Origin of the sequence: Modicisalibacter luteus DSM 23508 (assembly GCF_000378505.1) — a bacterium.
GTDB classification, from domain to species: Bacteria; Pseudomonadota; Gammaproteobacteria; order Pseudomonadales; family Halomonadaceae; genus Modicisalibacter; species Modicisalibacter luteus.
In genome coordinates, this window is the sequence record NZ_KB899989.1 from 125,563 (window position 1) to 151,937 (window position 26,375).

Below are 26,375 nucleotides of genomic sequence, written 5' to 3' on the forward strand. Positions count from 1 at the left end.
ACATTCACGGCGGTGCCTGATGATGGCCCGCCGTGTCTTTCAGTATCAATTCGCGTCCAAACCGGCCAGTAGCGCCATGGCCTGACTCAAGTCGCGCGTTTCCAGATCCCCCACGGCGGCTTCCAGCGCCAGCTTGTCTGCCAACCACTGCCCGATGACTTCCACAAATTCGATACGCAGGTCGTAAAGGTCGGCACGTGCATCCAGCACATCGACCAGATCTCGCAGCCCGAGTTGTTCCCCCTTGTCGGCGGCTTCCAGAAACAACGTGGCCGATTCCAACGACCGCTTGAGCGCCTCGAGACGGCGCGCCTTGCTTTCCAATCCGCGAAGGCGTTGCCGAACCTCCTGACGCGCCAGTTCACGCGCCTCGGTCATCTCGGCCTCACCGGACTGAGCATACATCTCGCCCTGGCGTACGTTGGCCTGGGTGTAACCGCCCCGATAGATCGGTACCCTGACCTCGACACTCGCCTGTGCATCCTCACTGGCCCGCAGTTCATCGGGGCTGTTGCGGTCGGTATACCCCAGGTTGAGATTGACCTGGGGATAATGACCAGCACGCCGTATGGCAGTATCGGCCTGCATCACCTGGTGCTGCTGCCTGGCCAGGCGCACCTGCAGATTGTCGGCGGTACGCTCGAGCCATTCCTCGAGGTCGCCATGCTGTTCCCCGAGCTCGATGCCCTGCAAGTCGCTCACTGCGCGCTGAGCAAAATTGGGCGTTATCCCCGTCAAGCGTTCCAGCGTGCTGAGTGCATTGGCCAGATTGTTTTCCACCTCGTACTGATCGGCCTCGGCCTGATCGAAACGGGCCTGGGCTTCTAGCAGATTGATGCGATCCCCGATGCCCAGATCATAGGCGCGCTGCGCCTGGCGATGCTGCAGGGCCAGGGCCTCGCGCTTGGATTCGAGCAGTGCGAGCGTCTGCGAGGCGAGAAAGGCGTCTAGATAGGCCTGGGAAACCTCCAAGGCCAGGTCGCGTTCGGCCAGTGCCAGGGTCAGCTCGGCAGCGGTGGTCTGTGCCTCGGCCTTGTCCACTTGGCGCCAGCGCTCGAGACTGAACAAGGGCTGGCTTAGCTGTACGCGCCAGACCTTTTCTGTCAGCTCGCCGTCAACGCGCTCCTCATAGAGATCGTTCTGAGCGTAGTTCTCAGGATTTTCTGTATAGATATTGCTGGAATCCTGATAAACATGGCTGTAGCTAGCCTCGACCTGCGGGCGTAATCCCGCCCAGGCTTTGTCGACTTCCTGGCGCGTGGCCTCGAGTTCATAACGCTGGCGGCTCAGTCCGGCATCATGCTCCAGGGCTCGGGCAAACAGTTGCGACAGTGACGGCAAGCCCGACACAGCACTGACCATCTCGGACGACTGAGCCTGGACCGTACCAGCGAGCCCACACAGGCAGGCCAACGCCCCGAGTCTTGAACGCCCTTTCATCATCCCTCCCGAATGGCCCGTGCCATCATGTCGGTGATGGGCTGGGCGATGTAACTGGCGAACGAGCGTTCGCCGGTCCGAATCATGACCTCTGCAGGCATCCCGGCCAGCAGCTGCATATGCTCGTTCATCTTGCGCTTGCCGTCCTCGGTAACCTTGACACGCGCCTTGTAGTACCGGGCGCCTGTGGACTCGTCGACGAAGCTATCGGCAGAGACCTGCACGACTTCCCCCTCGACGACATTGGCCAGGCGCTGGTTGAACGCGCTAAAGCGAATTTCTGCGCGTTGACCCGGATAGACCGTCTCGATATCGCGATCGGCAATGCGGGTCTCGATAATGAAGCTGTCATTGCTGGGAACGATATCCATGATCGGGTCACCAGGCGCGACAACCGCACCCTGGGTGCGCACCGCTAGCCCCACGACGGTCCCCGATACCGGTGCGGTGACCGTGGTGCGCCTGACCTGGTCGCTCAATGCGGTCATGCGTTCCTCGGCATCGGCGATGTCCGCCTGCACCTGGCGCAGCTGCTCGCCGAGCTCCTGCTGAAACTCCTGTTGACGAACCCGGCGCTTGAGGCCGTTCTCGCTGATCTGCGACTCCAGGCGCGCAATATCGGCCTGGTGCTGGGCTATTTCGCCCTGATACTGGAGTATCTGGCGCTCCAGTTCACGAACACGCTGATTGTTGCCCAGCCCTTCCTTGTATAACGAGCGAAAGTCCTTGGCTTCTTGCCGCAGCGAGTCTACTCGCTTGCGGTTGACAGCCATGACCTGCCGCAACCCTTCGATCTGCTCGCGCAGCTGCACCGTCTGTTGATCCAGTGTGTCGAGCGCGCCCTGTAGCGTCTGTCGGCGCGCCTGAAATAGGTCACGCTGAACCTCGAGAATGTTGCCGACACGCTCGGACTCGTATTCCCGCAATTTTTCAGGAAAGGTCAGGGTTGGCTTGCCGGCCTGTTCGGCCAACAACCGCACCTCGGTGGCGCGATTGATCAGGTACTGGGAACGGGCAATTTCCAGCTTCGACAATGCCTGGGTATTGTCCAGCACCAGCAAGGGATCACCGGCATCGACGTGGTCACCATCGTCGACCAGAATGTTGCTGACGATGCCGCCTTCATAATGTTGCACTGTCTTCTTGAACGAGGCCACTGAGACGGTACCAGGCGCAACCACGGCTACCGCCAGGTTGGCGGCCACCGCCCAACTTCCAAAACCCACGAAGCAGGTCAACACGATACCTAGCCCTAACTGCCGGTATCGCCTGTCTCCGGTGGGCAGACGGGGGGAAGACTCGAGGGACTCCTGAACTGCGTTACGATTACTCATGTGCGTTCCTCGGGGTCACGTTGCGACTGGCCGGCCTCCGCCCCGACAGCGGCCAGGTGTGCCTTGCTGGCTGCCGGTCGACGCGCCAGTTCGGGACGGGACTGGGCCGGCCGCGACAACTTGGCCAGTACTTCATCGCGCTCACCGAACAGACTGACCTGGCCATCCTTGAGTACCAGAAGCTTGTCCACGCTTTTGAGCACATTGGTGCGATGACTTATCACGAATAGCGTGACGTGCTGCTCCTTTAGCCGTTGCAACGTTTGTGTCAGGGCCCGTTCGCCGACATCATCAAGGTTGGAATTGGGCTCGTCGAGGATGACCAGGACGGGATTGCCATACAGGGCACGCGCCAAGCCGATACGCTGGCGCTGGCCGCCGGAAAGCATCCCGCTGCTGGCACCGATTCGGGTGTCGTATCCTTCCGGCAGACGCAGGATCATGTCGTGTACGCCAGCCTTGCGGGCGGCCTCGATGACCTTGTCGGGGTCGACATCACCGAAGCGGGCAATGTTCTCGCTAATGGTGCCGTCGAACAGTTCAATGTCCTGAGGCAGGTAGCCGACATATGGTCCCAGTTCGTCACGGTTCCAGTGTGCAATATCCGCCCCATCGAGGCGCACCTTACCGGCCTGAACCGGCCAAATGCCCAGTAGCACCCTGGCCAGGGTCGATTTGCCGGCAGCACTCGGGCCGACAATACCGATATGCTCCCCTGCGGAGACCGAGAAGTTGACGCCGCGCAGCGTCGAGAGCTTGCCTCCGGGCGGGACGGCTGCCATCCCTTCGACGGCCATGTCGCCGCGCGGCGCGGGCAGCGACATATACTGCAAGTCTTCTGGCTGCTGTGTCAGCAGTTCCTCGATACGCTGGTAGGAACTACGCGCCCCGACAAAGCCCTTCCAACTGGAAATCATCTGGTCGATTGGCGCCAGTGCCCTGCCCATGACGATCGACCCCGCGATCATCATGCCCGGGGTCAGACTCCCCTCGATCACCAGCAACGCACCCAGGCCGAGAATCAACGATTGGAAGAGAAGACGCAGGACCTTGGAAACGTTGGATAACGTCCCAGCACGGTCGCTGGCTTGGGACTGCTTGATCAAGAAGGCTTCATGTCGTGCAGCCCAACGCCCCATGATGCCGGGAAGCATACCCATGGCATGCAGGACTTCAGCGTTACGCAGGTTGCTGGTAGCGAGATCCTGAGCCTGTATGTGCTCGCTGCCCGCCTCGGCCAGCAACGCCTGGGTCGCCTTCTCGTTGGCAATGGCCAGCGACAGGAGAATCAACGCGGCACAGGTGGCAAAGACCCCGAACCAGACGTCAAACAGGAACAGTATCCCCAGGTAAACAGGCACCCACGGCGCATCGAAGAAGGCAAACAGGCCATTTCCCGCCAGAAACTGGCGCAGCGTCGACAGATCATTGAGTGGCTGGGCCGTCTGCTGACCGGGAGTGGCAACACTGCGACGAAACATGGCGGTGTACAAGCGCTGGCTCAATAGCGTATCCAGGCGGTTTCCCACTCGCACGAGAATACGTGAGCGGACCAGTTCCAGCCCCCCCATGACCATGAAGAAGAAAACTGTAATGCCAGTCAGCATTACCAGGGTTTCCACGCTCCCCGTCGGGATAACACGGTCATAGACCTGAAGCATGTAGAGGGCGGGCACCAGCATCAGGACATTGATGCACAGGCTGAATCCACCCACGGCAGTAAACGAGGAGCGGCATGCTTTCAGTGCGTGCCGCAATTCACGAGGATGGCTGTTTGGTGTCATTGGCATCACAGAGATATGTTAGGTGCGTAGTCTGCAGCACAGTTCGTTTCGTTGGTTATCGGCACGGCGCGCAGCGTAACAGAGACAGATGCATTTTTATGATCACAAAAAATATACTTTCGTAACGTAGCTCTTGCTTTTAAAGTAATTCATATTTTACTTATTCAATGTAGTCTTTATTAACCTTTTAAAAACAAATGCTTATTTATGTAATAAAGTGTCTCCAATTAGCGTCACCTGCCCTAACAAAATTACCATCAGCCAGAAGACTAGGCAGTCGCTCGGTTGCCTTCGGTTTCACTTGGCCGATAGCATCCGCCCGCCTGCCCAGCGATAACCAGGCAGCTATCCCGGAAAAGGAATGATGGGTACGCAGTGTCTCGACCGGTGACTGCCCCTCTAACAACTTGCGGCAGGCATCGCTTCGTTGGCAACGGATCTGCCAGAAGCATTCGAATGCTTACTGGAGACATTGCATGAGCAGTACTTTAAGTATCGACAAGGGCATCGAGGCCCAACAGCTCGAAACGCTGATCAACAGTGCCCCTAAGGACGCCATTCTCGAATTCGGCGCAGGCAACTACGACTTCGACAACCCGCTTACTATCACTCGATCCGATATCACCCTGAAGGGCGCCGGTAGTGGCGAGACGACCCTCACCTTCTCGAATAGCGCTCTCGACAATGAAGAGGGTTATGCCATTCAGGTGAATGGCGGCGACAGCGAGACATTGGGAAAACTGACCAATGATGCCGAGGAAGGAGAACATCGAATCACCCTTAACAACGCTGGCGACCTCGAGCCGGGTGACACTCTGCGTCTCTGGCAGGACAACGATTCGGCGTTCTTCGAGAAGATCGGCGATACAGCCTGGCGCAAGGATAACGCTCCCCTTCGCACCAGCATGGCCCGCGTAGAATCCGTCGAGGGAAGCACGGTCACGCTCGACCGCGGGGTGCATTTCGATTTCGAAGGCGGCAAGACACAGGTGGAACGCCTCGCTGTCGTTAACGACGTTATCCTTCAAGGCTTCGATATCACATTCGAGCTGGGTACCCCCGACAACAAGGTGTTCAAAAACACGCTGTCGGATCTCAAGGATTTCATGGCCGTCTGTCTGCACGGGACCGTGGATAGCCAACTGTCGGATATCCAAGTGATTAACGGCCCTTCCATCGCCTATCACTTCGTCAAGACGCTGGATAATCATGTAGACAGCATTCAGGCCCATGGCGCCTTCAACAAGGGCTCCGGCGGCAATGGTTACGCTTACGAACTGCGAGAAAGCTACGACGGCAATTATACCAACCTGATCGATAGCGGCATGCGTCATAGCCTGCTGTTTGCCTCGTGGCGTTCTTCGGTAGGCAACGATGCGCATGTAAGCTCAACGGACCGCGATATAAACTTCCACGGCGGCCGTGACCATGACAACACGGTACGGGTGGATCAGTCGGTACGTGGCGCCGATAACATCTCGACCTCGCTCTGGATCAACGAAGGCGGTGTTGGCTGGGGAGCAATTACCGATGGGGAGGATAACCAGGTGACCTTCGATTACCTGGTTGGGTCGCGTCGAGATGACATCATCCAAGGGTCGGACGGTGGCGTTTATCTCAACGGTGGGCTAGGCAACGACACCCTACGGGGCGGCCAGGGCGACGATATCCTGCAAGGGGGGCCGGCAGACGACTGGGGAAAGAACTTGCTGGCAGGAGGCGACGGCAACGACATCGTCTATTATATGCAGGACTATGACACGAGCGACGTTCACCTGAACGGAAAGCATGCCAGGGTAGGCAAGGACACGCTGCAAGACATCGAACAGGTCATCTTCGGCGACGGCACTGTGGTTGATATCGAGTCCGGGCGAAACTTCCAAGGAGACACGCCTGAGATACCCACGGCCGAGGAGATTCTGGAGTCTGAGGGGAATGGCATGGGTTCGGCTTCTGCTGTGCACCTCGACGCCAAAACCTATGCGCCTCTGACATCGCCTGCTGGCCCTGAAGATATCTCATCACCCCAGGCCCCCATGCAATCGGGAAGCGATGCCTCAGCTGGCAGCGATATTGCCGTCAGCGGTCGAATCAAGAGTGAATGGGACGATGGCTACGTGGCGGAAGTATTCATGGAGAACACGACGAACGAGAGGATTGTCGATCCCGAGCTCCGGTTCGCCCTGCCCGATGATCTCGACACGGTCTGGAATGGTACAGCCAACGAAAGCGGCGAAGGCTATCGCATCAGCGACACGTCGACTAACGTACTCGACCCCGGTGAAGTCTGGCGCTTCGCCTTCAAGGCCTACGGTAATGACAAGACCTTGCCCAGCGAAATGAATGTCCAGGGAGAGGGAACGGAGACCATGCAGACCCAACTGCTGGGTATCGATGGTTCGCCGGCTGCGGAGCTTCTTGCCTGACGGCTAAGATATGCCGGTACAGCAAGGGCGGAACCCCGTTCCGCCCTTGTACCTGTGATGAGAATGGCTGGCACATGTCTTGTTCGGCTTGGAGCAGCACAGCTGCCGTCCAGCCTGTCAGCGCAATCGCTACTGGTCGGCAGCACCCGGCGATGCCACGCCCTCCTCCGCCACATTGGCGCCGGAGACCAACAGCAGGTCGTGCATGAACCTAGCATCCCTGGCCAGACGCCCCCCGGCAGTGCGCTGGTTGACAACGATTCGGGTCACATCAAAGGGTGACGAAACCACTTGCTCGAGCGCGCCCTCGGAAACCTGATCCGAATCGACGTCGATGAAGCCAGCCCGTATTCCCTTTCCACCAGTGGCTCCACTAACCAGCGGTGCCGAGAGCCTGACACTGCCACCATTGAGTTGGTCCGATGCAGTAATCTGACCTATCGTCAGCCGCTGTCCTGCTTCGTAAGCCACATCGCCCGTCAACGATTGGGTCAGCGCCGTCCCTGCCATGCTGATCGAACGACCTGCCCTGACCGAAATATCCCCGTTGGCCACGATCCGGCTGTCTGCCTGCTGCATCAGGTCGTTTCCTGCAATGTATGTAACCCCCTCTTCAGCTCGGGCCTCGATACCTTCCCCAATGACTACGTCATTACCTGCAGCCGCTGCGATACGCCCGCCTGCTGCAAGATCCGCACGTTGATAGAGGTCGCGACCCGCCTGTAATTCAACATCGTCATCGGGGGATGACACCAGTTGCTCCAGGATCAGATCACGTCCCGCGGTATACCGAACATCGCCCGTGGCCTGGGTCCGCGTTCCCTCAGCCATGATAATGTCACCGGTCACACCGGGGCCGCCAGCCGCCGCGGTACCCGCTTCCATCTGAACGCTACTGCCATCGGTCGAGATATCGCCATTCTGGACAATCGACTCATCCGCCAGCAAGCCAATGTAGCCGGCGTCGGACGCAAGAGAAGCGACGGTAAGCTTGCCATCCGCATTGTAGCGAATGTCATTTCCGGCCCGCGTGGACGTCTGAGAATCCATGACAATATCGTTTCCTGCTTTTATCGAGACATTTCCTGCAGCCACGATATCGGCGCGCTGGTACAGGTTTCGGCCTGCCATCAGCTCGATATCGTCATCCGGCTGCGATATCAGCGTACCGACGGTCAGATCCCGTCCTGCCTCGTAACGTATATCGTCGACCGCCTCGGTGCGGGTACCCTCGGCCATGACAATGTCGCCCGTGCTGCCCGGCCCGCCGGCCTCCTCGGTTCCTGCCATGACCTCGACACTGGTGCCGCGTGTAGTGACGTCTCCGATCTGGGCGAACTGGTTATCGGCCACGAGCCCGATGTAGCCGGACTCCGAAGTCAACGTGCTCACGGTCAGGTCATCGTCGGCGTTATAGCGTATATCACCGCTGGCTCGCGTCTCGGCTCCTGCCGTCATGGAAATATCGACATCGGCATCGACATCAACGCGTCCAGTAGATGTGATACCGCCACGCTGCCTTATGGAGTCACTGGCAGTAAGTGTAACGTCTCCCGCCAGCAACGAGCCCGAATGCTCCACCTGGCCCCCGGCCATTGAGAATGCGGTCGCTGCCGTCACATTGCCGCTGTTGACCACTGACGCCATCACATCATCGGCCCCGTTCGCCTGCAGAACCACCACATCACCCACAAGGGAACCCGAATTATCGACACGAGCTGCCGTGCTCTCGAGCAGCGCTTCAGAAACCTGGAACTTGATCAGTTCGCTGCCTTTCAGATCAAGAGTGTAGTTTCCATCCGTGGCCAGCCCCACCTGCCCAAGATTGGCTCTGATGATGCCTCGATTTTCGACCTCGGGCGCTATCAGATAAACGAATCCATTGTCATCGATATCGATACTGCCCGAATTGTTTATGCTGGCGCCACGCTGGCCACTCGCCTCGAAAAGGTAATCACCACGCATGAAATCGTCATTGGCGATATCGAAAGTGGAGGCGACCAGCCCGGCCACGTCGACCCTGGCAGACTCACCAAAAACGATACCGTTAGGGTTGATCAGAAACAGACGACCGTTAGCCTGTAGCTGCCCGAGGATCTGCGTGGCATCGCCACTGATACGGTTGAGCGCAATCGAATTCACCCCGTTCTGCATAAACCGAACGAGTTCGCCGGCATCAATGTCGAAACTGCCCCATTCGATGATCGCTTTATCGGTAAATTGCTCAATGAGCGTATCGATATTAATGCCCTCTGCACTCACGTTGGTCGACACCGTGGCGCTACCTTCAACGACTCGCCCCTGGCTTGGGGCTGCGATGGCAGTGTAGGGCATTGCCAAGATCGAGAAGGCCAAGAGCAGTCTTCTTGTCCGTTTCCTATCCATGGTCACGTTCCTGTTTATCGTTCCCTGTGTTCTTCTTGCCGCAGCCAGCCATCAGAATCGATAACTGGCTTGTCCGTACCAGTAGAAGCCATCTCCCGTTTCGTTGCCGATAGGTACGCCGCCATCGACACGTAGCTCGAGGCTTTCCCAGGGCTGCGCGCGCAGTCCCAGCCCGGCCCCGGAAATGTCCCTATCATTGGCTTGGCCGATATAGGGCTGCCTAACGTAGACGCGGCCGTGATCGGCACTCAAGATGAGCTGATAGCGGTCGTCGTCCTTCAGGAGCGCATAGCGGCCTTCAATGGAAGCGGTATATCCGCTATCGCCTGAGAACACCGAGGCCGGATGCCCCACTACCGAATTGAAGCCTCCGATCGCCCATTGCTCACTGGCAACCAGAGAATCGAAGGCATACTGGCCGTATAGGCGCGGCACCACCAGCCAGCGGGAGTTGATACGCTGCAGGCGCGCCAGGTCGAAAGTCAGCTTGGTAAAATCATTGTCGGCCCTGGCATAGCTGCGGCTCGATAGCAGTGCATCATCTTTCATCCCACCGAGCCGCTCACCTATTCCTTGATGAAGGTCAAGCGCCAGAAGGGTTCGACCATGCAGGTCTGCGCTATCGAGACTGGCCCCCAGACGAACCTTGCGTACCTGATCATCGGATGTCGTCACGCCAAGCACCGTCTGCTCCAGGTTCTGGCCTTCCAGCCAAGCCTCGACATTGATAATGGAGCGGCTGGATACTGGGACATCATGCGACAGACCTAAGCCCCAGCCCTCACTGTCGCCCTCGATTTCGAGCACCTGGAATTCCTGCCCGATGGCTACATCGCCGGTAAAGCCGTAGACATGAGCCTTGGTCCCCGAGGCATTGATAGGCGCCTCATACCCGATGTAGCCGAAATAAGCATCTCCCTCCCCCAGAGACTTCATGCCCAGAATATCGAGTTGGTCACCATGCCCCGTGGCGTTCAGCACACTCAGCGACGGTACCAGTCTATATCGTCCACTATTCTCGCTACCGTGGTTATTGGCTTCCAGAGAACCGGCTACACGCGGTTTTTCCTCGACGTCGATAACAATGTCGGTGGCCCCTTGCACCTCACCGGGGCGCAACGTTGAGCTGACCGCAACTCCCGAGCGTCGATTGATGATTGCCAAGCCACGCTCGACGTCGTCGAGGGAAAAGGCTCGGGAACGCTCGAGCCCAGCCGCCTCAAGCGTTTCCATGATTTGCTGGTCTGAATAATGCGAGTTACCACGGATCTCGATGACGCCCAGCCTGCCTTCCAATACGACCAGCTTGAGCGTTGTGCCATTCCGAAATGCCTGTTCAGGTACAACGACCCGGGCCAGGTCATAGCCGTTGACGTGATAGAACGCTTCGACCTTGCGGGCCAAGGACTGCACTTCGGCAAATGTCAGCGCTGCCGCCAGTTCGGTATCAATGGACTTGGCGAGTTGTCGATCTGAAAAAAGCGTGTTGCCGGCAAACTCGACACTTCCAAACGTTACTGTTGGCTCCAGACTGCGACTCGGCTCGCCATGAAGACTGCCAGTCGCCCCTGACTCGTTAGCTACCGACTCGTGAAGTGGGGCTCCCACTAGGCAGGCAACCCCAACGGAACAGAATAAAAGCTTAAGGGCGCCAGATGCTTGCGCCGCAGAAAACGGTAAAGACATTCCCCCTCCATTTCCGACCAGCAACGTTGCCGGCCGGCGTCGTTGCTATCCGGTTCATTCGGCTCGTTCAGGTATGGGCAGTGCAGCCAAACGCTTCTGGAGGGAAAAACAAACGCTCATGCACACAAGCATTCTGATGTGGGTGTTTCCTAGTCTTCGTTCCCTGACGCATCTCATTCTCCTTCCTTAGAGATAAGCTTTATTTGTAAACATAAGCTTAGCCAGAAGTAACCTTCCCTTACCAACTGGCAACGCACAAAACATTAGAAACAAGGAGAAACGAATTTTCAACCACCTACAACCAAAGAGCAACATGATGAATGGAAACCACTTTTTTTACCCCCTAGGCTTAGGATGAAATATCTGCCACCAGTGCAGATTTTCGCTAGAATCGCGCCCTAACCCAGAAGGCCGAGGAAAGGCGCCAGGTGGTAAAGCTTTTCTATCAGTAGCCGATGGAGGTAAGTACCATAAGGATCACTAGCTGTGGAGGAAGGCATGAACTACTGGATATTGGCGCTCGTCTGCTATCTGATCGCTGTCTTGTGTGTGTTTGCCTTCATCCGTGGAGCCAACGTACGGCATGGTAGCGACACCAATAGCAAAAAAAGCAGCAAGAATACGAGGCTGGGACAGTGCAGGCTCAAGAAGATCAAGGCCTAAACGAAAAACCCGGCAAAAGCCGGGTTGAGGTATGACAGGAGGCCAAGAGGATCATCGGTGCGTCCCGTCATTCATGCTCACATAAATCCTGATTGGGTACACCATGATCGTTTGGCCCGGCTACCTTTTCAAGACGTGCAAATGGACATGTCATATGCACAGTATGACTGAACCAAAATCGACTTAGGCCATAGCCTTCAGGCAAACCGTAAATGCCCCCATGGAGGCGATGCCACAAAGTGCATAAACGACTAGTCAAGTAACATCCCCAGACCTCCCTTCCTTATCTTCATTGGCCTTATTGAGTGCTCTATCACCCTGCGGCGGCAGCCTCTCGTACCCATCATCCACCAGTTCAGGACGAATACAGTCCTTACCGCAATCGTAGCAATAATAGTGATGGGAAAGTCTAAATAAGCGTTGCCACCATCTTCGCCTGACCGGGTAAACACCAAAGTTATTACAACCGGGGCATCGGTACATGACCCACCTCAAGATGTCTGAGTATCGATTTATTTAATGTATTGCACGCAACTTCGAACCAATATAGACCAAAAAACCCAGGCAAGCTGAAAAGCGAAACAATAACTACAGCAGCGCAGAACATTAGCGCTTACAATAGTAGTATTTATTCAGAAAATAAATAATACCGCAATATTGTAAATACCAGATTACTTCTCACCCTCATTCTATCAGTAATGAGAAAACCAGAAACAAGAAGTAGAACCAAGAAACAAACCGTCAGATTCCAAGTATGCTAATAAATTACATCACGCGCTATGCGTGCTCCGCCATACGCTTGAAGGTTTCATTCCTGACGACCAGATCTTCGTAAGTCCCTTGGTCCACCACTTTGCCATCACGCATCAGGTATATTAGGTCGCACTGTTTTACCGTCGCCAAACGATGCGCAATCATGACTATCGTTTTCTGGCCCGAAAAACTCTGAATCGCCTGCATGATATGGTTTTCCGTAATCCCATCCAGTGCACTGGTTGCCTCATCCAACACCAATACGTCTGATTCGTGGTAAAGAGCACGTGCGATACCAATACGTTGACGTTGCCCACCGGAGAGTTGCACGCCCCGCTCCCCTACGCGGGTGTCCAGGCCGTCTGGCAGCTTGTCGAGAAATTCATCGAGATGAGCCTGCTTTGCGCTATTTTGAACGCGCTGCATGTCAATAGCTTCTTCGGGCAAGCCAAAGGCGATGTTCTCCTTAATGCTGGCATCAGCCAGGAAGATGCTTTGCGGAACGAATCCCAACGCATTCTGCCAGCAGGCCAGCGTATCTTTAGTCAATGGGCAACCGTCGATAACGAGACTGCCTTGGTCCGGCTCAATGAGGCCCAAAAGAATATCTACCAAGGTGGACTTGCCTGAGCCCGACGCTCCTACCAAGCCCACTGTCTTGTTGACGGGTATTCGCAGGTCAACCTCATTCAGAGCTTTATCCGTCTTGCCTGGATAGGCGAAACCGATTCCCTTTAGCACAATATCCTTTTGAACGGGTAGCTTATTTTTCTTGGTCGCATAGTCCTTACTACCCTTGGCGCTTTGTACGCTGGCCTTCAACTCTTCACGTATTGCCTCATAAGCCGCTAGGTTGCCCCTGATTTGAGACAAGCTGTTATAAACTTGTTGCAAGGCAGGCATGATCTTGAACCCAGCTAGTGCATAAATAGAAAGCACAGGCAACAAATCAACGACATTACCGTTACTCTGCGCAAGAAGGTAAAGCACAAGGAAGATAACACAGCCGAACGCCACGATTTCCATTGCATAGCGAGGGGCTAGGCTCAATGCCTGGTTCGTGCCCAAGGCTTCAGCGTACTTTTCACTTACGAGCCCGAATCGCTTTGTGAAAATATCCTGCCGCCTAAGTAACAAAGCATCTTTAATCCCACCGAACCCCTCTGCCATTAACTTGAAGCGAACCGATTGAGAACTAGAGATGGTTTTACCATTGCGGATCAATTTACCCCTGACAGTCTTGAAAAGAAGGAAGTAACAGGCAAGGAATACCGCGACGCCTGATAACGCCACTATCGGGTTATAGATGAAAATGGCTAAGGCCATGAACAGGGCCAAGGTCAGCTTGGAATTCATGTGCATCAACGGAATGATGATGTGCGTCATGACCCGTTGGCATTCCTCAGATATACGATTGGTCAGGGTGCTACTGTTACCACTGGCGTGAAACAACCATCCCTGATGCATATAGTAATTGTAAAGCCGGCTGCTGAGTTCCGCCCCGACGTGAGCGCCATACAACGACATCCTCCAAATCGTGTACATCGAGAACAAACCAGACGCGAGCAACAGTGCCAGTACAGAACCCCCTACCCATAAAAGGAAGGTTTCGGGTGTCTCAGCCCCACTGGCCCGATACACATCGGCCAGAAGACCCTGTCCCTCCAACTGTTCCATATTACCAACCAAGGCCATGAAAGGACCTATTGAAATGACGCCGGCGATCTCTGCAAACGCCATGATCACAGCCAGTATCTGCAGGCGGAACAGCTTCTTCCGTTGCTCCTGGCTAAGTAGCGAATAAAGCTCCTTCAAGTAATAAAACATTAGACAACCTCGCTGTTAACAATGAATATATCTATAACTAACTCAATTTTCTTATGCATTAGCAATGCTTTACCCTTCTTTCGAAACGCCTAACGATACTTTGACTTCGAACGCCACGCCTCGGATAGAAAAGTATAAATTAATGCCGCATCCATCAGGTTTTAGATACCTTTTAATTGCGAGTTATCTAATATGCATTTTTACTGATAAAACCCTTGAAGATGGTCAGAAAAATAATCTTGAGATCCAGGAAAACTGACCAATGTCCAATATACCAAAGGTCGCACTCGATGCGCTTTTCGAGGTCGGTATCACCACGCCAACCGTTAATCTGAGCCCAGCCGGTAATACCTGCCTTCATTAAATGTTTTTGCATATAGCCCGGAATCTCATGGCGGAACCTGTCGACAAACTGCGTACGCTCCGGCCGTGGGCCAACGATCGACATGTCACCTTTCAACACATTGATGAACTGGGGCAGCTCATCGAGACTCGTACGGCGAATGAAGGATCCAAATTTAGTTGTCTTTTTCTGCTGAGCTCCTCCCCAAGTGATACCGTCCTTTTCGGAATCCACCGGCATGGAACGGAACTTTAGCATCCAGAACGGCTTGCCATTCCAGCTCACCCGCTCCTGACGATAGAATACCGGCCCCGGTGAAGATAGCTTGACACCAATCGCTAGTATGACCATAACGGGTGCGATCAAGAGCAATATCAGCGCAGCAATAGTGCGATCTTCCACCGCCTTGACGAAACGTGCCCCACCCGACATCGGCGAACACGCCATATCGAGAAGATACAGGTTGGCTACATTAGAAATATCGTGGTTGATAAGACGGAAATCACGCATATCCGGCATGAAACGTACATTGGCCGCCGTGCGTCCTAAATCCGCCAAGGCTTCTTTTACACGGTTGCCCATGGAAAGCGGCAGGCAAATCCACACCTCATCCGCATCGATATCATAGACCCGGTTGGCTTTGTATTCCTGCCATTGAAGTTCAAGGCTCGACAACTCGCCCATGGCATCGCTACCCATAAGAAAAATGCGATCAATATCGTAACCAGCCGTAGGATCCGCCCGAAGGTGACTTGCCGCTGTTGCACAGGAATGCGCATCGCCGATTAAAACGACATGACGGCGATTACGTCCTGCAGCACGAATACGATTAACGATAGGATACACAGCGGCGCGAACGGCAACTGACCCCAGGAAGGCTACCGTAAACCAGGCCACGACCCAGACCCGAGAAAATTGTTCGGAAAGCCCACTAAAATAAAGCAAACTTGAATATATCAATCCCGCAATGACAAACCCCATCATCAACTTAAATAAGAGAGGACTCAGAACTCTCCCACGCCAAGTGCGATAAACGCCGAGGCTGGGCATAGTGGCAGCGAGCACGAGCGCCCCCAGCAACATGGCCCAGGAATAGCGCTGTGGCGGAAGAGTTTGGTCAAAATGAGCAAGATATACTATGTATCCCGCCAAGAGCATGACGGCAATATCACTGCATTGCGCTATTATTCTAGTCAACCAGCGATAGTGATTGCTGAGGCTCCGCCCCCGTACGGCTGTCATATCCATATTAATACCCCTGAAGTCTTGCCGCGATTTAGATTTGGTTTTGCTTAGACAAATTGCTAACCGGCCTCCTCCATTTCTAAGGAGTGACGCTTTCCTTGCTTATATTTCCTCCTTGTCGCAGAAGCACTTCAAACACATGTATCTTATAATTTTAATTTAAATATTCATCAGCATCCCAGGATTTAAAAACAGCATCTCATAGTGTTATTTTTTAAATACGCCAAGAAGGCGATTATTTTCGATAACCAATAAAGCAGAAATACTTTTTTTCTCCATAGCAAAAAGCGCATCTTCAACGCGAGTAGCAGGAGATACCTGAGCAGGATCGGTTGTCATGAAATCATGGGCTCTTTTTGCAAAAACCTCTTGCCCGTACTTTTCAATTGCGCGACGCACATCCCCATCTGTGATGATCCCCCAGCTCAACCCATGTGGAACAATAGCGATACCTAGCCCCGATTGAGAAATAACCTTGATTACATCAAGAATTTCGGCGTCAACCGAGACAAGCGGCAGGTCGTCACAAACCATTTCGTGCTCTACCCGACTAAGAAGACGTCTCCCAAGCGAGCCACCAGGATGGAACCTGGCGAAATGCTCGGGCTTGAAATTTCGGGCTTTCATCAGTGTCACTGCAATAGCATCCCCCATTGCAAGAGTAGCTGTTGTTGAGGATGTCGGCGCTAGCTGCAGTGGACAGGCTTCAGCATCAACACCAATATCTAAATGGCTGTAAGAGGCTTTGGCTAAAGTAGAGTTAGGATTACCTGTAAGAGAAATCAAAACATTTCGGTTGTCTTTTATAAAAGGGATTAGTTTAATGACTTCTTCAGTTTCACCTGAGTTAGATATAGCTAAGAAAATGTCGTCTTTTGCAACCATACCCAAATCACCATGATAAGCCTCTGCAGGATGCATGAAAAAGCTAGGGGTTCCTGTGCTCGACAAAGTTGCCGCGATTTTTTTCCCGATTATGCCCGACTTTCCCATGCCACACACGACAACTCTTCCCTTAGACCTCAACATGACATCAACGGCTACTACGAAAGAATTGTCCAGTTTACTGGACACATTTACTAATGCGTTAGCTTCATTAATGAAAACTTTCTTTCCGACTTCTAAATGTTCGGCTTCCATGGCATGATCCTTTGCTCATAAGGTAACTGGATTTCTATCGTAGAATTTCACTCAGTGATAACTGACACTCCATTACACCGATGAATTTACTGCATGACACTTTCCAAATTAGACTTATTCAATATATACCTATACATTTCCTCAAGAGTCATGCCTTGTGCATGCAATATATCTTCAGCGACTTCTCTAGCTACGCCTTTCCCTCCTGGAGAAATAGTAACAAAGCTTGCCAAATTTTTAATTAAGGGATGTGCGTCTGAAGGCGCGTAAGAAACCCCAACTCGGCTCATCACGTCATAATCGACGATATCATCCCCAACGAAGCAAACATTTTCATACGTTATGCCGTAACAAGCGATAATTTCATGTAATGCCTTTACTTTATCGCTCACCCCAAGCTTAATTGAATCCATCCCAAGCTGCTTAGCTCTATATCGCAATGCAGGACTATCTTTACCTGAAATCACTCCAGCGCCGATATGATTGTTTTTCAACAGCGACACAGCGACTCCGTCTTTGGCATTAAAGGCTTTATATATCTCGCCACTGCCACTGACAAACAATGTCCCGTCTGTTAGTACACCATCGACATCAAATAACACCAGCTTAACGTCGAGCCTCTTATCTCGTACCGGGCTATTCAATGTTCACCTCGGGAAAGCTTTTGACGAGATCATCCACCGCTTTTACCTGTGTAAGAAAAGGCTCAATTTTATCTAGAGGTAGAGCACTTGCACCATCGCATTTTGCTTTATCAGGTTCAGCGTGCGCTTCCAGGAAGAGGCCAGCAAGCGCAACGGCCATGCCTGCTCTAGCCAGCTCTAGTGACTGCTGCCTTCGGCCACTAGAAGCTTCGCTCATGGCATCTCGTCGCTGAAGGCTGTGAGTCACATCGAATATTATCGGGGCTTCATTGCTAGCTTTTTTCATTTCTTTGAAGCCCAGCATATCGACTATTAAATTGTCATACCCAAAACAGCTACCTCGCTCACACAACATGACTTTTTCATTACCCAGCTCTCTGAACTTATCAACTATGTGCTTCGTTTGCCCTGGGCTGATGAATTGAGGCTTTTTAATATTGATTACTTTTTGGGTATTAGCTAAGGCCATAACCAAATCAGTCTGTCGTGCAAGAAAAGCAGGCAGTTGCAGGACATCAGCGACTTCTGAAGCAAGGCCAGCTTGCTCAGTCTCATGTACATCAGTGATTATCGAGACGTTGAATTCCTGCTTAACTTTTTCCAGGACTCTTATTCCCTCATGAACACCGATGCCACGAAAAGACCTGATCGATGAACGGTTTGCTTTATCAAATGATGCTTTGAATACAAAAGGAATATTTAGCGCATCAGTGACCGACCTGAACCTATCGCATGCGTATAGAGTGCTATCTAAACTTTCAATGACATTGACTCCGCCAAATAGAACAAAGGGCCTGTCATTAGACACATGGATGTCCTTCCCTATTTTTAGCATTTAACTGGTTCCTTTCAAAAAACAATTCATCCATTTGTTTAATATAACGATCGTATGAAAATCTATCTTTGGCAATCGATAAAGCGTTCCCCGAAACCTCCCTCCTTTTATCAGGCGACTCTAACAGTTCGTATATTATACTTACCGCCTCATCTTCTTGATCAAACAAAAAACCATTAACTCCAGTAGTTATGATATCGTTATTTCCGGCACAATTCTTAGCCACAACAGTAACGCCAGCATAATTGGCTTCAATCAAAGAGACCGGCATTCCTTCCCAGCTTGATGTAGATAGGTATATATCTGCCTCTTTCAAATATTCTCTTACTTCAGTTGAGTTAACCCAACCTGTAACGTTTACTTTATTGTCGGCCAATGTAGACTTTAGAGCGTCGTCGCCATCTCCTACCCATATAAACTCTACATTATCAACCAAACTGTTAACCTTTTCACTAATCCTGGAAAACAGTCTTGGATTTTTTTGCACCCTAACCTGGCCTACAGTAATAACTTTAAAAGGGACTTTAAGACATTCACCATCAAGGTCGTTTTTAAAGTTATCCTTGACAGCATTTTCCACGACCACACACATACAGTTGATGTTATTTTTTATTGCTTCTCCCTCACTATTTGAGCAAGCAATGTAAATGCTTTTTTTAATATTAGCCAACCTTTCAAACATGACGAAAATGTATTTTTTAACCCTACCTATATCTGTTCGCATAAAAGAAATACAGTGGGGAATATAAAAGAGCTTTGCTTTGCTATGAGCTAGCAAGGCAGCTATCCTGCCAATAAACCCAGCATAAGAGGAATGCATTACCACCACGTCAGCATCACTATCTTTGAATATCCTAGCCAACAAAAAGAAGCTTTTTATCTTACCAGGCAGACTCGACATATCCACAAACTGTAAGTTAACATCATTTGAGAATATGTTCCCTAGCTCTCTCGGTGTCTCTGGCCGAATTGATATTATTACTGTAGTTTCTATACCTTTAGATGCTTGCTCGTTAGCCAACAAAGCTGCCATGGAAAGCGTACCAGTGGCGCTAGCTTCAATAATATGTATCAACTTCATGTAATTTTCCTTAGACCACACTCAAAGCCTGCGTTTGATACTGAACTTTCACGGCCCTTGTTTTCCATATGTTACGTTACGTGCTCAACTTATTATGGCGCGCATAAAACCGTTCAGTATATTTTATCCCCGCTATTATGCGTATCTAGCACTTGTTTAAGGTAGCGCCAAGTCAGTTATGCAGTACATTACTTTCTATCACATCAGTTTTATCATGGCCCAATGTTTCCATATCTGCGCGTAAATAAATCCTCTCAATACTTTCTTTCGGGATGTTTCCTTCTGGTGAAAAGAAATCAGCAACAATCAAATAATTTTTCACATAGTTTTTCAGGCTCTCTCGATCAAATTTTTCGTAAAGTGATCTGCCAAAAAATATCACTTCTTTGCCGAGCAGCTTAGCCTCAAACCCAACTGTAGAATTAATTGTATATATACGAGCTGCATTTTCTATTAACTCAAATGTGTTACGATAGCTTATGATAACCCTTCCTTGGTTTATCAAATCGCTAAGGCCTGAATACTCTTCTGGCGATCCAGCCGGGTGAGGCTTAACTATTACTGGCAAGTTTTCCAGCTCTACTATCTTGCGTATCGCCTCTACATTCCCAATTTTACTATTCAATATCAGCTGAGTATCATCATGGACTTGCCCAGGAAAAAAAACGAAATCCTTTATTAACTCCTTCTCCTCAAAGCGAGCCTGATGTTTTCTTTTCTTCACTCTAGCCTTGTTATCTTTCGACCTTTTTGAAAAGAACTTATATCCAAATGCCGTGGTAAACATGTAATCCAAGAGCAAACTCAAGTTTTTTTCAGATAAATTCTTTGCCTGGGGTATGCTGCTTGCGTTTCTCTTATCTTCGATATATTTATTTTTCCATTCTTCATAATTCATGTCTTCACTGTTGTTGCTAAAATTTCGCAAATAATCTTCGCCACAAATATTCAGCTTAGATCTGGAGTTAACACCCCAAGGGTCTACGAATATCCTATTATTAATGTTTGCAATCTCGAAATATAGCGTTTTCTTCTTCTCCTCGTTCCGTAGAAATGTGCACACTTCGCCTGCTACAGTCTGCCCGTTCCATACAAAAAGGTAGTCTATCTTCGTAAACTTAAACTCTAGACATCTGATTTCATTGACATAATAACGAAACAAGGAAGCAGCTTCTTCGCTTGTTAATATACCCAGGGCCAACTCTCTAGTTTTTTGTAAATCAGGAACCGGGATAAAAAACTTACTTTTTTTACTTAGCTTATGAATTAGCCGAGATGCTATCTTATTTTTTTTACACTTAATATATACAGAAGGCAAGTGTGTCAGAATTATATACTTTCTAGTTTTATCTAATTTAGAGAGCGATATAAAGAAATCAGCAGCCTTTCCATAATCAACCAAGCAGAGCGTAACATTCGTATTTCCCATGATGCGTCTCACTTTATTTTCTTTAACGTTCCTTCTTTCATCACATATACTCCGCTTACAAGGAGATCTTTCGTTACAACCGAATTAGCGCCTATAATCACTTCATCGATGATTTTCACTCCTTTCAGGACCGTGACATTAGTCCCTAACCAGCAGTTACTGCCAATCTCTACTGGTGCGATATCGAAAGCCTTATGCTTTACTACCCCATTGATTATTTTGTGGTCATGGTCATATATATTCACGTTATTTCCGAGCAAAGTTCCACTTCCTATAGCCACTCCACATAAGCAATTGATAGAGCTGTTTGAATTCATGAAAACATTATCGCCAATGCTTACTTTCCCACCGTCAGCCAATATAGTAACTCTACCTCTAGTGCTACATTTACCGAGACGAATACTTCCTTTGTTTCTCAACCTGATTTTTATGCCGCTTTCGAATCTAGATAATGCATGAAAGGATAGATTGTTAAAGTTCAACAACCAAATAGCGTAAAAATACAACATGCCAATAAAGTAAGAAACCAGGCGCATCACTTTAACCTTTGTATTATTTCGAGATCACGACATCTAAGCTTCGCTTTTTATCTGGAAACTACCTTGCCATTCGTTACTATCCTCCTCTTGCAAAGCTAATTTATAAAAAGCGCAAAAGAAAATTAAGGCTAGCCAGAATGCAGCACTGAGTATCGAGAACTTAAATAACAATATGACCATGAAGGCATTGAAATACGCTATTTTCTGTTTAAACATCAGGTAAATTCCTAATATTATCAATACCGTACCCAAAACCCCAGCTGCGAAAAATAAATAAACAAAGGTTGAAGTATCTCGCGTGTGGTATCCTCTAAGCCCAGTGTCCCCGATAGGCTGCTTTTCATACCACAAAAAACCGCTTCCAAAAATATTTTTGATGCCTCCGCGCTGTTTAAACTCTTCAAATATCACCATTCTTGATTCTACAGCATTATAATCTACTGAATTTATAACTCTGTTTTCAAAAACTGTGTAGCCCAAGGGGAAAAATAGTATCACTCCTATTATAATTGCAATCTTCGCCAAATGATTTTTTTTGAACAGGAATAATGTGTATATTGTGCCTATTCCTACAATGACAAACGCAGCAACTGAAAATGTTAATACAGAAGTCACTATACCCAGTATTGACGCAAGCGTGTATCTCCCCTGATATATACTTAAAACTAATGCAACTGGATATACCGTATAACTGTAAAAAGACGGTTCCGAAAATATGCCAGTCGCTCTAACGTCAATCACTTGACCTTGCAAGGCCAGAGTGTTAGCTAGCAGCCGAGCATCTTCTTCCCTAAAATAACTATCGAAATTAATCATATTCCCTGTCAGAAGATATATTCCTAATTGCGTAAAAAAGAATGTGCAATGCATATATAAAAAAGCTTTCGCCGCATAAAGTACGTCTTCTTTACTCAATAGCTTTGAATTTACCAGTATTAGGAATAAGTATACATAAAATATCATGCCCAAAAACTTTACGTAGTATATTAAATGTATGTAGTTATAGGATGATATAAGCAGTACTAAGAAAGCTATTGAAATGCCAGATAACGTAAGTCCCAAGGGTGAAGTTAGTTTGTCTTTCCCTACCATGCCACACGCAAATATCAACGCAATTAAAAAGTAAGCAATCATGGCGGAGCGGTAGCTAAAGGTACTCGCACTAAAGAAAAACAAGCTTACAGCTAAAATTATTCTCTGCAGCATTTTTCGCCCCCCCTAAACCAGGTTTATTATTTTACTTATGATAAATTTTATATCTAACGCGTTTCCGAAGTAAAATAAATTCCTAAACAATTCCTTCCTTGACTTTATAGACTTTGGCAATAAAACCCTAGTTCTATAATAAATCCTTGCCTCGGCAGACAAAAACTTTTTGTATTCTGTATAAAACTGCTTGGAAAATAAATAATCCAGGTTTCTGCTCACGTTGTCTGATAAAGACTGGTTCACATAAACGTGCCTTTCGGTCAGACAGTATGGGCTGAACTTAACACGCGGTTTCTTTCCACCTAACCGTAACAAAAAATCCCAGTCCTGATGTCCCCTGAGCTTCTCATTAAACAAATTATTTTTGGCCAATGAAGTTTTAACTACTAACGTAGATGTTTGCATCCCCCGTCCATTTTTTACGTTGGCAAACAGGTAATCACCAATAGACTCGCTTTCACCTATGCTTCTGCTAGGTGTAATCTTTCCTTTAACGCCATTAACGAAATTCACTATCGGTGAGTAAACCACATCTACGCCTTTATTGGCGAGTATAATATTATAGTCCTTTTCTAGCTTATTCTCCTTCCAAATATCATCTGAATCTAAAAACGCAATATATTCTCCCTGTGCCGCAGCGATCCCATGATTACGAGCCCCGCCGCCACCTACATTTTTTGTCAGGCAATGAACTTTTATTCTTTCATCATTTCTTACCTGGACCTCATGTTTCAACAATTCATTGAAAACATCGCCTGAACCGTCATCAACTATAACCAATTCGAAATTTTCAAATGTCTGTGACAAAACCGAATCAAGCGTTTTTTTGAACTGATCGAATCGCTTATAAACGGGAATAATGACTGAAAAATACGGACGGTGTACATCTTTCATGTTTGCTTCACCATGGATGGCGCCAAATTGACTCTTTGCGTATAACACCCGATCAGAATGGCAGTCGGCACCCTAGCGTTCATGTTGTCTCAACCAGAATGGCTAGGTAGGTTCTGGCCATTCCTTTCGAAGTGTTGACGTTCGGTGCCAAGCCTTCCTACGTCTACTGGATAAGGGTTTGTACTGAGCTCTCTTCGCCAACCAGCCTCGATAACGCGTCTTGCTGGCAGGCTAGAGAACCCAGTACTCACGTTATAGATACAACCCTATTGCACATCGCTTCGTATGTGCTGTAAGCCCCTAACGACACGCTACGAGTTTCAACCTCCCTGCCGGTAAGACTCACTTGTAAGCGTAGTTGTAGTAACCGTAGCCGTACGCAGTAGCTGCCTTGCGCTCCATTGCGTTGAGAATTGCCCCTTTGACATTGACCCCCGCAGTTTCCAGGCGACGCCGCGCCAGTTCTATCTCTTTGACAGAGTTGAGCTGGAATCGCGCTACCAACAGCGTCGTGCTGACATGCTTACCAATAATTGCGGCATCCGTAACCGCCAGAACCGGCGGAGAGTCGATGATTACAAGGTCATAATGCTGGTCGACGAACTCGAGCAATTCTGTCAGGCGGGAGGTATTGAGTAATTCTGCAGGGTTGGGCGGAGCGGCACCCCGAGCGATATAGTGTAGATAGTCCATGCCTTCGGCAACACGGATCATGTCCACGGCTGACTGACGATCGCTGAGAATATCACTGAGGCCGCCATCGGGACGCGTGCCGAAAACGCTGTGCAGGTGTCCTTTGCGCATATCCCCATCAATTATCAGCACACGCTGCCCTGCCTGGGCACAGACTGCCGCCAGATTGACCGTCACGAAACTCTTGCCGATCCCGGGACTCGGTCCGGTCACTAGGATACGACTATCACTACTATCCAGCATGGCAAAGTGCAGACTAGTTCTAAGCCCACGCAAGGCCTCGACTGACACATCGGCAGGATTGCGTTTGGCCAGTAACCCTGCCGTGATCGTATCGTTACGCCCGCTTTCGCGCCGGATGAACCTATTAAGCTTCTGTTGCTCTTCGGACAGCGGCACCGTGGCATAGACCGGCATATCAAGCTGCTCGAGTTCATCAGGCGTTTCAATGCCTCTATTCAAGGCTGCATGGAGCAGGACACCACCCACAGACACCATGCCACCAAGCATCGTAGCCACTAGCACGATGAGTTGTTTAGCTGGAGCGACCGGCTCTGGAAGTACCTCGGCCATATCGAGGACACGTACATTACCGACGGTGCTCGCCTCAGCAATCTGCATCTCTTGCACCTTGTTCCGCAGCGCAACGTAAATTTCCTGGTTCACTTCTACGTCACGCTGCATGCGCAAGATTTCCTGCTGCGTCTGAGGCAGGCTGTTAACTTTGCTCTCGAGATTGACCATCTCTTTGTTCAACTGACTTTTCTTTTCCAGAAGCGCAGCATAGGTCGGGTGACTGGGCGTAAAGCGCCGTGAGATCTCCGCTTCCGCGAACTCCAGCTCATTCAGCTGAGATTCGAGATTGACCATCCGCTCCAGGATAGAGCTTGTTTCGATGGTTAGATCGATGCTGTCGCGTTCGGCCCGGTAGAGATTAAGCTTGTCCTCGGCAGCCCGTAGCTCATCGTGTACAGCTGGAACCTGGCTATCCAGAAAGTCGAGACTCTTGCGTGCCTCTTCAGACTGGCGCTGAATATTTTGGGCGATGTAGATGTCGGCAATGGTACTCAGCGTTGTTCCGGCTCGCTCAGAATCCGGCCCAGTTAGTGTCCAGTTCAGAATGCCTGTCTCTTGGCCACGTTCGGTGATGGCCAGGTTATAGCGCAGATTATTGATGGCCTTGAGGCGGCGCAGATGTGTTAATTCGAAAGTTGCCCCGGGTGGCGCATTAATAGCTGCCACCGTCACGCTGACATCTCCATTCAGGAACTCGGAGTCTGTACCGACTCTCCCCTCACCCAGGCGCTGTTCCTGATAGATCAATGAATAACGTTGATCATCAATCACTTCCAGCGTGAATGTCGTATCCAGATACTTATCGGCGACCGGCATGGCCTTAACATCAATCGATTCGCCCGCCCATACATGCCCCCAATCGAGCGAAAACGCGGGCATTTCGACACCCAGCCAATCCAGGAACCCACTGACTACTGGAAGGCTAGCCACTTTAGTGTGGTTCCACTCCGTTACGAAGGTTGGCCGCTCGATTCCTTTACGATTCAAAAAGTCTCCAACCAACGGAACCTGCTTGGGTTTCACCAGCAAATCGAGATTGAGGATATCCACAGCACGGCCAAGCACCATGCGGGAACGAATGATCTCTATTTCAGATTCTGAAGGAGGCTCCTTGCCTAAAAGGTTGGTGACTTCGTTGAGCGGGTTCATCTTCTGATCGTCTTCTATCTGTACCAGCGCATCCGCCTGGTAGATAGGCGTCGAAAGCAGCGTATAGAGGACCCCGATGAGAGCGAAGGCAGACGTGACCGAGATGATCACCCATTTGTGGTCGATCAAGATACCGAACATACGAGCGAAGTCGATATCGCCATTTCCCTGAGTCATATGATTGGAAGAAATATTCTGTCTCATGAGCATTACCAATAGGACGGGCGATTGGAATTGATAGCTAATGCAGTTGAGTGCTGCCCGACGTCAGCGGTGGTTTGCTCACTGACGCCGGGTTTT

The 26,375-nt window shown here is 50.4% G+C and carries 18 protein-coding genes; 2 read left to right on the top strand and 16 right to left on the bottom strand.

Annotation, left to right across the window (positions count from 1 at the left end; genetic code table 11):
* Positions 1-45: 45 nt before the first annotated feature.
* The 3 genes from F568_RS0100620 to F568_RS0100630 are packed head-to-tail and all read right to left on the bottom strand — an operon-like array spanning position 46 to position 4,558.
* Positions 46-1,440, bottom strand: a complete 1,395-nt coding sequence (locus F568_RS0100620; RefSeq protein WP_019016762.1) for a TolC family protein — start codon at positions 1,438-1,440, stop codon at positions 46-48.
* Positions 1,440-2,774, bottom strand: coding sequence for an HlyD family type I secretion periplasmic adaptor subunit (locus F568_RS0100625; RefSeq protein WP_040475711.1), 1,335 nt, complete (start codon positions 2,772-2,774; stop codon positions 1,440-1,442). The genes F568_RS0100620 and F568_RS0100625 overlap by 1 nt, the downstream gene beginning before the upstream one ends.
* A complete protein-coding gene (locus F568_RS0100630) occupies positions 2,771-4,558 on the bottom strand; it encodes a type I secretion system permease/ATPase (protein ID WP_040475713.1) in 1,788 nt (595 codons plus the stop codon). Before F568_RS0100630 ends, F568_RS0100625 begins: the two co-directional genes overlap by 4 nt.
* Positions 4,559-5,034: 476 nt before the next feature.
* On the opposite strand from F568_RS0100630, the gene F568_RS0100635 reads away from it, so the two are divergent.
* Positions 5,035-6,984 (top strand): cellulose binding domain-containing protein, encoded by a 1,950-nt coding sequence (locus F568_RS0100635; RefSeq protein ID WP_019016765.1) that lies wholly within the window; start codon positions 5,035-5,037, stop codon positions 6,982-6,984.
* A 129-nt stretch (positions 6,985-7,113) separates the two neighbouring features.
* Here the strand turns inward: F568_RS0100635 and F568_RS23745 are convergent, their stop codons facing one another.
* The gene (locus F568_RS23745; protein ID WP_083932949.1) at positions 7,114-9,369 is read right to left on the bottom strand and encodes a filamentous hemagglutinin N-terminal domain-containing protein; all 2,256 of its coding nucleotides are present in this window, start codon (positions 9,367-9,369) and stop codon (positions 7,114-7,116) included.
* 51 nt (positions 9,370-9,420) lie between these two features.
* Positions 9,421-10,977 (bottom strand): ShlB/FhaC/HecB family hemolysin secretion/activation protein, encoded by a 1,557-nt coding sequence (locus F568_RS0100645; RefSeq protein WP_229804277.1) that lies wholly within the window; start codon positions 10,975-10,977, stop codon positions 9,421-9,423.
* Positions 10,978-11,553: 576 nt separating this feature from the next.
* Between F568_RS0100645 and F568_RS24775 the strand changes: the two genes are divergently transcribed.
* Complete coding sequence (locus F568_RS24775; protein ID WP_156817305.1) at positions 11,554-11,718, top strand: hypothetical protein; 165 nt, start codon at positions 11,554-11,556, stop codon at positions 11,716-11,718.
* 777 nt (positions 11,719-12,495) lie between these two features.
* Here the strand turns inward: F568_RS24775 and F568_RS0100655 are convergent.
* The 11 genes from F568_RS0100655 to F568_RS0100705 all read right to left on the bottom strand — a co-directional run bounded on the left by F568_RS0100655 (position 12,496) and on the right by F568_RS0100705 (position 26,279).
* A complete protein-coding gene (locus F568_RS0100655) occupies positions 12,496-14,298 on the bottom strand; it encodes an ABC transporter ATP-binding protein (RefSeq protein WP_019016769.1) in 1,803 nt (600 codons plus the stop codon).
* 187 nt (positions 14,299-14,485) lie between these two features.
* Positions 14,486-15,889 carry an undecaprenyl-phosphate glucose phosphotransferase gene (locus F568_RS24160; protein ID WP_040475714.1) on the bottom strand — a complete coding sequence of 468 codons (1,404 nt, stop codon included), beginning with the start codon at positions 15,887-15,889 and terminating at the stop codon, positions 14,486-14,488.
* Between the two features lie 204 nt (positions 15,890-16,093).
* Positions 16,094-17,026 carry a KpsF/GutQ family sugar-phosphate isomerase gene (locus tag F568_RS0100665; RefSeq protein ID WP_019016771.1) on the bottom strand — a complete coding sequence of 311 codons (933 nt, stop codon included), beginning with the start codon at positions 17,024-17,026 and terminating at the stop codon, positions 16,094-16,096.
* A gap of 86 nt (positions 17,027-17,112) precedes the next feature.
* Complete coding sequence (locus F568_RS0100670) at positions 17,113-17,670, bottom strand: KdsC family phosphatase (protein WP_019016772.1); 558 nt, start codon at positions 17,668-17,670, stop codon at positions 17,113-17,115.
* Positions 17,663-18,505, bottom strand: coding sequence for a 3-deoxy-8-phosphooctulonate synthase (gene kdsA, locus F568_RS0100675; protein WP_019016773.1), 843 nt, complete (start codon positions 18,503-18,505; stop codon positions 17,663-17,665). Before kdsA ends, F568_RS0100670 begins: the two co-directional genes overlap by 8 nt.
* Positions 18,471-19,586: a glycosyltransferase gene (locus F568_RS21900; RefSeq protein WP_019016774.1), complete on the bottom strand. Its 1,116-nt coding sequence runs from the start codon at positions 19,584-19,586 to the stop codon at positions 18,471-18,473. Before F568_RS21900 ends, kdsA begins: the two co-directional genes overlap by 35 nt.
* 172 nt (positions 19,587-19,758) lie before the next feature.
* The gene (locus F568_RS0100685; protein ID WP_019016775.1) at positions 19,759-21,015 is read right to left on the bottom strand and encodes a capsular polysaccharide export protein, LipB/KpsS family; all 1,257 of its coding nucleotides are present in this window, start codon (positions 21,013-21,015) and stop codon (positions 19,759-19,761) included.
* Positions 21,016-21,023: 8 nt separating this feature from the next.
* The gene (locus tag F568_RS24165; protein WP_083932950.1) at positions 21,024-21,551 is read right to left on the bottom strand and encodes an acyltransferase; all 528 of its coding nucleotides are present in this window, start codon (positions 21,549-21,551) and stop codon (positions 21,024-21,026) included.
* 36 nt (positions 21,552-21,587) lie between these two features.
* Positions 21,588-22,760, bottom strand: coding sequence for a hypothetical protein (locus tag F568_RS0100695; RefSeq protein ID WP_019016777.1), 1,173 nt, complete (start codon positions 22,758-22,760; stop codon positions 21,588-21,590).
* 12 nt (positions 22,761-22,772) lie between these two features.
* Entirely contained in the window at positions 22,773-23,657 is an 885-nt protein-coding gene (locus F568_RS21910) for a glycosyltransferase family 2 protein (protein WP_019016778.1), read from the bottom strand.
* A gap of 342 nt (positions 23,658-23,999) precedes the next feature.
* On the bottom strand, positions 24,000-26,279 hold the full coding sequence (locus tag F568_RS0100705; RefSeq protein ID WP_051087909.1) for a polysaccharide biosynthesis tyrosine autokinase: 2,280 nt from the start codon (positions 26,277-26,279) through the stop codon (positions 24,000-24,002).
* Positions 26,280-26,375 lie beyond the last annotated feature (96 nt).

Coding starts and splice junctions, on each gene's coding strand:
- F568_RS0100655 (WP_019016769.1), bottom strand. CDS start 14,298: ATGTTTTATTACTTGAAGGAGCTTTATTCGCTACTTAGCCAGGAGCAA.
- F568_RS24160 (WP_040475714.1), bottom strand. CDS start 15,889: ATGGATATGACAGCCGTACGGGGGCGGAGCCTCAGCAATCACTATCGC.
- F568_RS23745 (WP_083932949.1), bottom strand. CDS start 9,369: ATGGATAGGAAACGGACAAGAAGACTGCTCTTGGCCTTCTCGATCTTG.
- F568_RS0100635 (WP_019016765.1), top strand. CDS start 5,035: ATGAGCAGTACTTTAAGTATCGACAAGGGCATCGAGGCCCAACAGCTC.
- F568_RS0100695 (WP_019016777.1), bottom strand. CDS start 22,760: ATGCTGCAGAGAATAATTTTAGCTGTAAGCTTGTTTTTCTTTAGTGCG.
- F568_RS0100620 (WP_019016762.1), bottom strand. CDS start 1,440: ATGAAAGGGCGTTCAAGACTCGGGGCGTTGGCCTGCCTGTGTGGGCTC.
- F568_RS0100665 (WP_019016771.1), bottom strand. CDS start 17,026: ATGGAAGCCGAACATTTAGAAGTCGGAAAGAAAGTTTTCATTAATGAA.
- kdsA (WP_019016773.1), bottom strand. CDS start 18,505: ATGCTAAAAATAGGGAAGGACATCCATGTGTCTAATGACAGGCCCTTT.
- F568_RS0100625 (WP_040475711.1), bottom strand. CDS start 2,774: ATGAGTAATCGTAACGCAGTTCAGGAGTCCCTCGAGTCTTCCCCCCGT.
- F568_RS24775 (WP_156817305.1), top strand. CDS start 11,554: ATGAACTACTGGATATTGGCGCTCGTCTGCTATCTGATCGCTGTCTTG.
- F568_RS21900 (WP_019016774.1), bottom strand. CDS start 19,586: ATGAAGTTGATACATATTATTGAAGCTAGCGCCACTGGTACGCTTTCC.
- F568_RS0100705 (WP_051087909.1), bottom strand. CDS start 26,279: ATGAGACAGAATATTTCTTCCAATCATATGACTCAGGGAAATGGCGAT.
- F568_RS21910 (WP_019016778.1), bottom strand. CDS start 23,657: ATGAAAGATGTACACCGTCCGTATTTTTCAGTCATTATTCCCGTTTAT.
- F568_RS24165 (WP_083932950.1), bottom strand. CDS start 21,551: ATGCGCCTGGTTTCTTACTTTATTGGCATGTTGTATTTTTACGCTATT.
- F568_RS0100630 (WP_040475713.1), bottom strand. CDS start 4,558: ATGACACCAAACAGCCATCCTCGTGAATTGCGGCACGCACTGAAAGCA.
- F568_RS0100685 (WP_019016775.1), bottom strand. CDS start 21,015: ATGGGAAATACGAATGTTACGCTCTGCTTGGTTGATTATGGAAAGGCT.